We start from the raw sequence: 10,749 nt of genomic DNA, 5'->3' as shown, positions 1-10,749 counted from the left end.
ACGCCAGTACAGGTAGACTTCGCAGTCTCTTTGATACCAACGATTTCAACTTCTTCACCAACTTTGATGATACCGCGCTCTACACGACCGGTAACAACGGTACCACGACCGGAGATGGAGAATACGTCTTCGATTGGCAGCAGGAATGGCTTGTCAATCGCACGCTCTGGTTCTGGGATGTAAGAATCCAGGAAGCCAGCCAGTTCGATGATTTTCTCTTCCCACTCTGCTTCGCCTTCCAGCGCTTTCAGCGCGGAACCACGAACGATTGGGGTGTCGTCGCCTGGGAAATCGTACTGAGACAGCAGTTCACGAACTTCCATCTCTACCAGTTCCAGCAGCTCTTCGTCATCAACCATGTCGCATTTGTTCAGGAACACGATGATGAAAGGAACGCCTACCTGACGACCCAGCAGGATGTGCTCACGGGTCTGAGGCATAGGGCCGTCAGTCGCAGCAACAACCAGGATCGCGCCGTCCATCTGCGCAGCACCGGTGATCATGTTTTTAACATAGTCGGCGTGGCCTGGGCAGTCTACGTGTGCGTAGTGGCGAGTCGGGGTGTCATACTCAACGTGAGAGGTGTTGATGGTGATACCACGAGCTTTTTCTTCTGGTGCGTTATCGATCTGGTCGAAAGCACGAGCAGCACCGCCGTAGGTTTTAGCCAGTACGGTAGTGATTGCAGCAGTCAGGGTAGTTTTACCATGGTCAACGTGGCCGATAGTACCAACGTTGACGTGCGGTTTTGTACGTTCAAATTTTTCTTTAGACACGGCTATATTCCTTACTATAGTGCTCTCCCCTTCGGAGAGAGCACGGGACTTAGGTTTTAATCCTGTGGATTACTTACCACGGGCTTCGATAACGGCCTGAGCAACGTTGTTCGGCGCATCATCATACTTCAGGAATTCCATAGTGTATGATGCACGACCTTTGGTCAGAGAACGCAGCTGAGTTGCATATCCGAACATTTCAGACAGCGGAACTTCAGCGTGGATCTTAACGCCAGTTACTTCGGATTCCTGACCACGCAGCATACCGCGACGACGGCTCAAGTCACCGATAACGTCACCGGTGTTCTCTTCAGGAGTTTCTACTTCAACCTTCATGATCGGCTCAAGCAGAACTGGTTTTGCTTTCTTAAAGCCTTCTTTAAAGGCAATAGACGCAGCCAGTTTAAACGCCAGTTCAGAGGAGTCAACGTCGTGGTAAGAACCGAAGTGCAGACGAACACCCATGTCTACAACCGGGTAACCAGCCAGAGGACCAGCTTTCAGCTGCTCCTGGATGCCTTTATCAACGGCAGGGATGTATTCGCCAGGAATTACACCACCTTTGATGTCGTTGATGAACTCGTAACCTTTAGGGTTAGAGCCCGGCTCCAGTGGGTACATGTCGATCACAACGTGACCGTACTGACCGCGACCACCAGACTGCTTAGCGTGTTTACCTTCAACATCGGTAACTTTCGCGCGAATCGCTTCGCGGTAAGCAACCTGAGGTTTACCCACGTTCGCTTCAACGTTGAATTCACGCTTCATACGGTCAACGATGATGTCCAGGTGCAGTTCACCCATACCAGCGATGATGGTCTGGTTAGATTCTTCATCAGTCCATACGCGGAATGATGGGTCTTCTTTCGCCAGACGGCCCAGAGCCAGACCCATTTTTTCCTGGTCAGCTTTGGTTTTTGGTTCAACTGCGATGGAGATTACCGGCTCAGGGAATTCCATACGCTCCAGAATGATCGGGTGATCTGGGTCACACAGGGTGTCACCAGTGGTCACGTCTTTCAGACCGATAGCAGCAGCGATGTCGCCCGCACGAACTTCTTTGATCTCTTCACGTTTGTTAGCGTGCATCTGTACGATACGGCCAAAACGTTCACGCGCCGCTTTCACGGAGTTCAGGATGGTGTCACCGGAGTTAACCACACCAGAGTAAACGCGGAAGAAGGTCAGGTTACCCACGAATGGGTCGGTAGCAATTTTGAACGCCAGCGCAGAGAACGGCTCGTCATCACTTGCGTGACGCTCAGCCGGAGTATCTTTACCGTCGTCCAGGATGCCGTTGATCGCAGGAACGTCAACCGGGGATGGCAGGTAGTCAACTACCGCATCCAGCATCGCCTGAACACCTTTGTTCTTGAACGCAGAACCACAGGTTACCAGGATGATTTCGTTGTTCAGAACGCGCTGACGCAGAGCAGATTTGATCTCTTGCTCAGACAGTTCTTCACCACCCAGGTATTTCTCCATCAGCTCTTCAGAAGCTTCTGCTGCGGATTCGATCAGGTTCTGGTGCCATTCGTCAGCCAGGTCCTGCATCTCTGCCGGGATATCTTCGTATTCGAAGGTAACGCCCGCATCTGCTTCGTTCCAGTTGATGGCTTTCATTTTCACCAGGTCGATAACGCCGGTGAAGCCTTCTTCAGCACCAATTGCCAGCTGAAGCGGAACAGGGTTCGCGCCCAGACGGGTTTTGATCTGGCCAACAACTTTCAGGAAGTTAGCACCCATACGGTCCATTTTGTTAACGAACGCGATGCGTGGAACTTTATATTTGTTTGCCTGACGCCATACGGTTTCAGACTGTGGCTGAACACCACCAACTGCGCAATAAACCATTACCGCGCCGTCAAGAACACGCATGGAACGTTCTACTTCGATGGTGAAGTCAACGTGCCCTGGGGTGTCGATGATGTTTACGCGATGCGGTTCGTACTGCTTAGCCATACCTGACCAGAATGCAGTAGTCGCTGCGGAGGTGATAGTAATACCACGCTCCTGCTCCTGTTCCATCCAGTCCATGGTGGCTGCGCCGTCATGAACTTCACCGATTTTATGGTTTACACCGGTGTAGAACAGAATACGTTCGGTAGTAGTGGTTTTACCGGCGTCGATGTGCGCACTGATACCGATGTTACGGTAGCGTGCGATGGGTGTTGTACGAGCCATTTGATTCCTCGTTTATATCTTTAGGCGTTCAGTTAAGTTACCCAGAGCGGGCGGCTTCTCTGAAGCGCCCGCCTGGTGACTACGACTCCGAAGGGATTACCAACGGTAGTGTGCGAACGCCTTGTTGGCTTCTGCCATACGGTGAACGTCTTCACGTTTCTTAACTGCGGTACCTTTGTTTTCCGCAGCATCAGAAAGTTCGTTCGCCAGACGCAGAGCCATGGATTTATCACCGCGTTTACGAGCAGCTTCAACGATCCAACGCATTGCCAGAGCATTACGACGAACCGGACGAACTTCAACTGGAACCTGATAAGTAGAACCACCAACGCGGCGAGACTTAACTTCTACAGTCGGGCGCACGTTGTCGAGAGCGACTTCGAAGGCTTCCAGTTCATTTTTACCAGAACGCTGAGCCAGGGTCTCCAGCGCGCTGTATACGATTGCTTCTGCGGTAGATTTTTTACCATCTACCATCAGGATATTTACAAATTTTGCCAGCAGTTCTGATCCGAATTTCGGATCTGGAAGAATTTTACGCTGACCAATGACGCGACGACGTGGCATGGGATTACTCCGTTGTTAATTCAGGATTGTCCAAAACTCTACGAGTTTAGTTTGACATTAAGATAAATCAGTTTGGCCTTACTTAACGGAGAACCATTAAGCCTTAGGACGCTTCACGCCGTACTTGGAGCGAGCCTGCTTACGGTCTTTAACACCTGAGCAGTCCAGCGCACCACGAACGGTGTGGTAACGAACACCCGGAAGGTCTTTAACACGACCGCCACGGATCAGGATCACGGAGTGCTCCTGAAGGTTGTGACCTTCACCACCGATGTAGGAAGTCACTTCAAAACCGTTAGTCAAACGCACACGGCATACTTTACGCAGTGCGGAGTTTGGTTTTTTAGGAGTGGTGGTATATACACGAGTACATACGCCACGTTTCTGCGGGCAGGCTTCCAGCGCAGGCACGTTGCTTTTTGCAACTTTGCGTGCACGTGGTTTGCGTACCAGCTGGTTAACTGTTGCCATTAAATAGCTCCTGGTTTTAGCTTTTGCTTCGTAAACACGTAATAAAACGACCTCATACAATATGAGGACGCGAAATTTTAGGGCTACGTCGAAAAGGTGTCAAGAAATATACAGCGATCTCAAATCACCAGTTCATTTGACTGGCGTGCGTCACAGTAAGATTGACGAAATCAGTATAGCCAACCACGTCAATTTTGGCTGAAATTTGACCAGAAAGACCCCGCGCATCCAGATCCTCTTTCAGCGCAGAGACTGTTATGGGGGCATTACTGAGGATTTCAACAAAACGGCTGCCTTCAAGCGCCGCGAGCACGCCATCCTGAATCAGCAGCAGATCATCACCTTCGCGCAGCATGCTCAGTAGCGTGTCGATATCGCATTGCCACGGTGAACGGCTCAGGGTGTGGAGCATAACAGCCTCAGAAAGTCAGAACGGTATCGTAGTGAGAGAGTTGTTCGCGCAGCGCAGCAGATGTCAGGATCGTCACGTCCAGCACGAACGGTGTTTTCTCGTTTAACCCACGCGCGGCCAGCGAGTCGGCGCACACACAGAAGGTTTCAATGTCATAGAGCGGCAGAACTTTAAAGGTCGCAATGTAGTCGCGCGCAAGAATGGCCTGCGGTTGTTGACCTGCCAGCAGCTGGAATACGCCGTCGCCTACAAAGAATACGCCGATATCGTCGGTTAAAGCCGATGTCGCAAGCAATGCATCCAGCCCTTCCCGGCCTGAAGCGCTGCCGTGCGGCGCAGAAGTAAAAACAAACGCTACGCGCTTCATCAAAATTGCACCACTCTGTCGCAGGTCAATGCCGCCTGTGCCAGGGCACCTAGTCCGCTGAGCGAAAAGCCCGGTTGCAGGTTAGCCCCCGCCAGACCGAGGCGTTCGGCTTCGGTCGCATCCGTCACGCCGCGACGCAGTGCCGCCGCAACGCAGATATGCAGGTCAACGCCCTGCGTTTCGTTTAATTTTTGCCAGGCGCGCACAAGGTCAAACTCATCGCTCGCCGGAGACGTAAACTGGTTCGCGTTATACACGCCTTCGCGATAGAAGAAGACGCTTGCCAGTTCATGACCGGCATCAAGCAGCGCATGGGCAAACTGTAGCGCGCTGCTGGCCTGCTGAGTACCGTACGCCGGGCCCGTCACCATTAACGCAAAACGCATTACTTGTCTTGTCCCAGGAAGTCGCCGCTTTTGAACTGGCGAATATAGAGGTAAACCGTGTGCTTAGAGATATTCAGGCGATCGGCCACCTGGTTGATGGCATCTTTGATATCAAAAATCCCTTTCTCATAGAGGTTCAGGACGATCTGACGATTCTTGGCGTTGTTGGATACGTTGCGATCGGCATTCACCTCTTCAATGGTGAACTCCAGCGTCTGGGTCACGAGATCCTCAACAGAAGAAGCAAAGTTTACCGATGAGCCCACGTCCGGCGTTTCTGGCGGAATGAAGGTGCTCATGATTTGCGAGAATGGCACATCAAGGTTCATATTGATGCACAGCAAACCGATCACCCGGTGTTCGCGGTTTCGAATCGCGATCGTTTCTGATTTCATCAGCACGCCGCTTTTGGCGCGGGTGAAATAGCATTTTGAGACGCTGCTGTCCGCGCCGGTCATGTCATGCAACATACGCAATGCAAGGTCGGTGATTGGCGAACCAATTTTACGGCCAGTGTGCTCACCATTCGCAATGCGGATAGCGGAACACTTAAGATCTTGCAGGGAATGCAATACGATTTCGCAGTGGGAACCAATGAGCATCGCTAACCCGTCCACTACCGCTTCGTAGGATTTCAGAATATCGAAGTCGGTCTGGTCAAATGGACGTTGATCCAGCAAATCAAGTTCACTGGTTTCGTTGGTTAAAAGCGACCTGGACATGAAAAAAACACTCCTTTTCAGGAGCCTGTCGTTAGGTTTTCAGGGCAGGCTCATTATCTACACGGACAACTAAATTAATACAGCGTGTATAACGCTTTCCAGTGTTAATTATATCTGCCCCACAATAAAAAAACCGCCGCCTGTAAAGGCGGCGGTTTTTTTCAGCATTACTTCTTAGCTGCTGCGGCTTTGTCGTCAGCCGGTGCGTCTGTTTTCGCATCCGCTTTCGGTGCCGGTTTGATGTCCAGCAGTTCTACATCAAACACCAGCGTGGAGTTAGCCGGGATACCCGGAACGCCGGTTTTGCCGTAAGCCAGATCCGGTGGGATGACCAGCTTGATTTTACCGCCTTTCTTGATGTTCTTCAGGCCTTCGGTCCAGCCCGGGATCACACCGTCCAGACGGAAGGAGAGAGGCTCACCACGGGTATAAGAGTTATCGAACTCTTTACCGTCGATCAGCGTACCTTTGTAGTTCACCACAACGGTGTCGCTGTCTTTAGGTGCGTCGCCGGTACCTTCTTTCTCAACTTTATAGATCAGGCCAGTAGAAGACGTTTTCACGCCTTTCTCTTTCGCAAACTTGTCGCGGTAGGCTTTGCCTTTCGCTTCGTTATCTTTAGCGTCTGCTTCCATTTTGGTCTGAGCGGCGCCTTTCACGCGCGCTTCAAACGCTTGCAGAGTCTGCTCGATTTCCTGGTCAGACAGTTTGCTCTTGTCTGCGAACGCATCCTGAACCCCTGCGATCAGCTGGTTTTTGTCCAGTTTGATGCCCAGTTTCTCTTGTTCTTTCAGAGAGTTTTCCATGTAACGACCCAGAGACGCGCCAAGTGCGTAGGCAGATTTCTGGTCGTCATTTTTGAATGCCGCTTTGCTGTCTGTAGTCGCAGCAGGCTTCGCAGCAGTATCAGCAGCGAAAGACAGCGGCGCATTGAGCGCTACAGCCATGGTGGTCGCCAGCAGCGTAACTTTAAACAGTGATTTCATCCATATCTCCAGGACCCGAGGTCTCTCACCCCAGTGTTAAACGTAAATGAGTGACGTACTATAAAACGTTGTGGAAGAAATCTACAGACAGACTCCCCCGAATGTCGCTTCTTTTCAGACTATTTTTGTTTAAATAAGTTTCTTGTCAGGGAGATGGATACTGTACTTAAGGAAAAAGTCAGCTAAACTTCGCCGCCGCTGGTCCATTATGGCGAATGAGAGATAAACGAGGTGAAGGATGAAGGATACAACGATCGAAGCGAGACTGGCTGAGCTGGAAAGCCGCCTGGCTTTTCAGGACATCACCATCGAAGAACTGAACCAGACCGTGACGGCCCATGAGCTTGAAATGGCAAAACTGCGCGATCACATGCGCCTGCTGACGGAAAAGCTGAAGGCCACGCAGCCGTCAAACATTGCCTCTCAGTCAGAAGAGACGCCACCACCTCATTATTGAGGCGTAAAAAAAGCGGGATTATCCCGCTTTTTTATTTTCCGCAGTACGGAATCAGTGGCAGCCGCAGCCGCCGTTACCGCAACCACCTTTACCGTGGCCGTGGTCATGACCATGGTCGTGGCCGTGACCACCGCAGCAGCCGTCGTGGCCGTGATCGTGGTCATGGTCGTGACCGTGCGCACCGTGAACGTGGCCATGAGCCAGTTCTTCTTCGGTCGCTTCACGGATCGCAACAACTTCTACGTTGAACTTCAGGTTCTGACCGGCCAGCATGTGGTTGCCGTCAACCACAACGTGGTCGTCTTCAACTTCAGTGATTTCAACCGGAACTGGACCCTGGTCAGTTTCCGCCAGGAAGCGCATGCCAACCTGCAACTCGTCTACGCCCATGAACACGTCTTTAGGAACGCGCTGAACCAGGTTGTCGTCATACTGACCGTAAGCGTCGTTCGCGCCTACAGCAACGTCGAATTTGTCGCCAACTTCATGGCCTTCCAGCGCCGTTTCCAGGCCGGAAATCAGGGAACCGTGACCATGCAGGTAGTCCAGCGGCGCACTCACCGGAGACTCATCAACCAACACACCGTCTTCTGTACGTACCTGATAGGCCAGGCTGACCACCAGGTCTTTTGCTACTTTCATGATATCTCCTGAGCGTGGGAAAATTGCTGGCGCAGATTGTAGCGGAAATCTGCACCCGTGTACCCTTAAGCTTAAAAAAACTCAGAGCATATCGCTAGTCTGGATGAAAAATGCCGATCACTTGCTCTTCTTTGCGAACGTGATCGCGGGCTTCTTTGTCGGCCTCACGCATCTGGTGACCGCACTTAACACATTCAACGATATCGATATTATTCTCACGCCACATGGCCAGCGTATCTTGCGCCTGGCAGGAAGGGCATTTTGCGCCCGCGATAAAGCGTTTACGTACAGCCATCTTTCGTTACCCTTTATTCAAATTCATCCCAGCCGTCGAGCTGGCGTCGTTCCTGTTGCATCTCACGCTGGAAGATCTCCTCCAGTTCGCGACGCGCTTCCCGTACGCGGGAGATCTGCGCCGTGTCGCTGTGCACGGGCATCAGCTCGCGCAGCATTCGCATATCCAGCCGACGGAAATGCATCTGCGCGCGTTGCGCCTGGTGAGGATGCATGCCCAGCGAAACCAGCGCCTTGCGTCCCAGCTCCAGCGCGCTGGAGAAGGTTTCGCGGGAGAAGTGTTTCACACCCGCCTGCAAAAGTTCGTGAGCTTCAACACGTCCGCGCGCACGCGCCAGAATATGCAGATGTGGGAAATGCTGCTGGCACAGCTCCACCAGCTTCATTGTGTCTTCCGGATCGTTACAGGTGATAACGATGGACTCCGCAGCCTCTGCGCCCGCCGAGCGCAACAGCTCAAGCTGCGTCGCATCGCCGTAGTAGACCTTATAACCATATTTGCGCATCAGGTTGACGGCGCTGATATCGCGCTCCAGCACCGTGATGCGCATTTTATTTGCCATCAACAGGCGACCAATCACCTGCCCGAAGCGGCCAAAGCCCACGACGATCACCTGCGGTTTATCATCTTCCACCCACGGCGCTTCGCCTTCATCGTCCGCGGGATTGAGGCGGCGCGACAGCAGTTTGTCCACCAGCTTCATCAGCAGCGGCGTGGTCATCATCGACAGCGTGACCGTCACCAGCAGCAGCGCCATCTGGTCATCTTTGAACAGCTTCTGAGACGACGCAGTGGAAAACAGCACAAACGCAAACTCTCCGCCCTGGCTTAACACAGTGGAAAATTGCATTCTTTCCGAGCTGCGCAGCCCGTAAATCCTCGCGAGGAGATACAGCACCAGCGATTTCACTGCCACCAGCACGGCGACACTCGCAATAACCCACAGCAGATGGGTATAGAGCACGCCAAGATTAAGCGCCATGCCCACCGAGATAAAGAATAGCCCTAACAGCAGCCCCTTAAACGGATCGATGGCGGTTTCCAGCTCGTGGCGATACTCGCTTTCCGCAAGCAGCACCCCGGCGATAAACGTCCCGAGCGCCATCGACAGCCCCAGCGCATCCATAAACAGCGCTGAGCCAAGCACCAGCAGAAGCGTTGCGGCGGTGAATACCTCGCGCACGCCGGATGCCGCAATAAAGCGGAACACCGGACGCAGTAAAAACCGTCCGCCAATCAGCATCCCCGCGAAGGCCAGCACCTTCATGGAGATCTTCATCCAGTCGAAATGATCGTCCCCAGAGCCTGCCAGCAGCGGCACCAGCGCCAGCGCCGGGATCACCGCTAAATCCTGGAACAGCAGTACCGAAAAGCCCAGCTGCCCCGCCTCGTTGCGGTTCATCCCTTTGTCACGCATCAGCTGTAGCGCCATCGCCGTCGACGACATCGCAAGACCTATCCCGCCGATCACCGCGGCCTGCCAGGAAAACTGCGTCAACATCAGCAGACCCGCGAGAATAGCCGCGCTGAGCAATACCTGCGCCGCCCCGACGCCAAAAATAGATTGCCGCAGTTGCCACAGTTTGGAGGGATTCAGCTCAAGGCCAATGATGAACATCAGGAACACCACGCCCAGTTCAGAGAAGTGGAGGATCTCATCCACATCGCTGATAAACCCCAGCCCCCAGGGGCCAATGGCTATCCCGGCCAGCAAATAGCCCAGCACCGCGCCGATACCGAGACGCGCGGCAAGCGGAACTGCGACGACAGCGGCAAACAAAAACAGCACCCCGGCAAGGAGTAAATTCGAACCGTCCATTAGCGTCCTCCCGCCGGAATCGGTGACGCCAGCCATTCGCCATAGGCTCTGGCATGGCTCGCCAGCGCTTTCGGATCCTGCCGCCGCGCCCAGTAGACAATTATCGGGCTCATCCAGTGCATGCGGCACATCGCCGCCGTCAGCTCAAACGGCCGCAGGATATCGCTCATGGGGTAGCGGTTCAGCCCGTCGTGACGGTAGGCACTTTCCGGCTCACCGGTGGTAATGACACTCCGCCAGTACTTTCCCGCCAGCTGGTTGCCCCCCACCCCGCTGGAGAAGCCCCGGCTCAGCACGCGGTCCAGCCACTCTTTCAGCAGCGCCGGACAGCTGTAGGTATAAAGCGGATGCTGGAACACGATCACGTCGTGCTGACGCAGCAGTTCCTGCTCGTAAGGAATATCGATAAAGAAATCGGGGTAGTGCGCGTAGAGATCGTGCACCGTTACGTTACTGAGCTGTGTGGCCGGCTTAAGCAGCACCCGGTTCGCCACCGAGTCCTGTGATTCCGGATGGGCATACAGCAGCAGCACTTTCGCTGTCTGAGACATCACTCCCCTCCCGGTTCTGTTTTTGTGTATTGTTGTCGTTTTGGGCTACCATGGCGGCCCGGTGGGGAAAATGGCCCACACCTTACATTATCATAATGACAAATTAACATAGTC

At 53.2% G+C, this 10,749-nt stretch carries 14 protein-coding genes; 1 reads left to right on the top strand and 13 read right to left on the bottom strand.

Annotation, left to right across the window (positions count from 1 at the left end; translation table 11 throughout):
- The 9 genes from ACOTX7_RS07610 to fkpA form a co-directional block, all read right to left on the bottom strand.
- The coding region (locus tag ACOTX7_RS07610) for an elongation factor Tu (RefSeq protein ID WP_421626066.1) at positions 1–776 on the bottom strand (776 nt) is incomplete at its 3' end.
- A 69-nt stretch (positions 777–845) separates the two neighbouring features.
- Complete coding sequence (fusA, locus tag ACOTX7_RS07605; protein ID WP_006812195.1) at positions 846–2,960, bottom strand: elongation factor G; 2,115 nt, start codon at positions 2,958–2,960, stop codon at positions 846–848.
- A 96-nt stretch (positions 2,961–3,056) separates the two neighbouring features.
- Complete coding sequence (gene rpsG, locus ACOTX7_RS07600; protein ID WP_003861706.1) at positions 3,057–3,527, bottom strand: 30S ribosomal protein S7; 471 nt, start codon at positions 3,525–3,527, stop codon at positions 3,057–3,059.
- A 96-nt stretch (positions 3,528–3,623) separates the two neighbouring features.
- Positions 3,624–3,998: a 30S ribosomal protein S12 gene (rpsL, locus tag ACOTX7_RS07595; protein WP_000246815.1), complete on the bottom strand. Its 375-nt coding sequence runs from the start codon at positions 3,996–3,998 to the stop codon at positions 3,624–3,626.
- Positions 3,999–4,122: 124 nt separating this feature from the next.
- Positions 4,123–4,410: a sulfurtransferase complex subunit TusB gene (gene tusB / locus ACOTX7_RS07590; RefSeq protein WP_006812196.1), complete on the bottom strand. Its 288-nt coding sequence runs from the start codon at positions 4,408–4,410 to the stop codon at positions 4,123–4,125.
- 7 nt (positions 4,411–4,417) lie between these two features.
- Entirely contained in the window at positions 4,418–4,777 is a 360-nt protein-coding gene (gene tusC / locus ACOTX7_RS07585; protein WP_006812197.1) for a sulfurtransferase complex subunit TusC, read from the bottom strand.
- A complete protein-coding gene (gene tusD, locus ACOTX7_RS07580; RefSeq protein ID WP_003861699.1) occupies positions 4,777–5,163 on the bottom strand; it encodes a sulfurtransferase complex subunit TusD in 387 nt (128 codons plus the stop codon). Before tusD ends, tusC begins: the two co-directional genes overlap by 1 nt.
- A complete protein-coding gene (locus ACOTX7_RS07575; RefSeq protein WP_003861697.1) occupies positions 5,163–5,885 on the bottom strand; it encodes a helix-turn-helix transcriptional regulator in 723 nt (240 codons plus the stop codon). Before ACOTX7_RS07575 ends, tusD begins: the two co-directional genes overlap by 1 nt.
- A 167-nt stretch (positions 5,886–6,052) precedes the next feature.
- Entirely contained in the window at positions 6,053–6,871 is an 819-nt protein-coding gene (gene fkpA / locus ACOTX7_RS07570) for an FKBP-type peptidyl-prolyl cis-trans isomerase (protein WP_003861695.1), read from the bottom strand.
- Between the two features lie 238 nt (positions 6,872–7,109).
- On the opposite strand from fkpA, the gene ACOTX7_RS07565 reads away from it, so the two are divergent.
- A complete protein-coding gene (locus tag ACOTX7_RS07565; RefSeq protein WP_003861693.1) occupies positions 7,110–7,328 on the top strand; it encodes a protein SlyX in 219 nt (72 codons plus the stop codon).
- 51 nt (positions 7,329–7,379) lie between these two features.
- Here ACOTX7_RS07565 and slyD read toward each other — a convergent pair whose 3' ends face one another.
- The 4 genes from slyD to kefG all read right to left on the bottom strand — a co-directional run bounded on the left by slyD (position 7,380) and on the right by kefG (position 10,635).
- Positions 7,380–7,970 (bottom strand): peptidylprolyl isomerase, encoded by a 591-nt coding sequence (gene slyD, locus ACOTX7_RS07560; RefSeq protein WP_003861691.1) that lies wholly within the window; start codon positions 7,968–7,970, stop codon positions 7,380–7,382.
- 94 nt (positions 7,971–8,064) lie between these two features.
- Entirely contained in the window at positions 8,065–8,265 is a 201-nt protein-coding gene (locus tag ACOTX7_RS07555; protein WP_003861689.1) for a YheV family putative zinc ribbon protein, read from the bottom strand.
- A 13-nt stretch (positions 8,266–8,278) separates the two neighbouring features.
- The gene (kefB, locus tag ACOTX7_RS07550; RefSeq protein ID WP_047353778.1) at positions 8,279–10,084 is read right to left on the bottom strand and encodes a glutathione-regulated potassium-efflux system protein KefB; all 1,806 of its coding nucleotides are present in this window, start codon (positions 10,082–10,084) and stop codon (positions 8,279–8,281) included.
- The gene (kefG, locus tag ACOTX7_RS07545) at positions 10,084–10,635 is read right to left on the bottom strand and encodes a glutathione-regulated potassium-efflux system ancillary protein KefG (RefSeq protein ID WP_006812200.1); all 552 of its coding nucleotides are present in this window, start codon (positions 10,633–10,635) and stop codon (positions 10,084–10,086) included. Before kefG ends, kefB begins: the two co-directional genes overlap by 1 nt.
- Positions 10,636–10,749: the final 114 nt, after the last annotated feature.

The organism is Enterobacter cloacae complex sp. IR5418, assembly GCF_049238105.1.
Lineage (GTDB): Bacteria > Pseudomonadota > Gammaproteobacteria > Enterobacterales > Enterobacteriaceae > Enterobacter > Enterobacter hormaechei.
The sequence above is the reverse complement of the archived record's forward strand: the minus strand, read 5'-3'. Positions and strand labels throughout refer to the sequence as shown.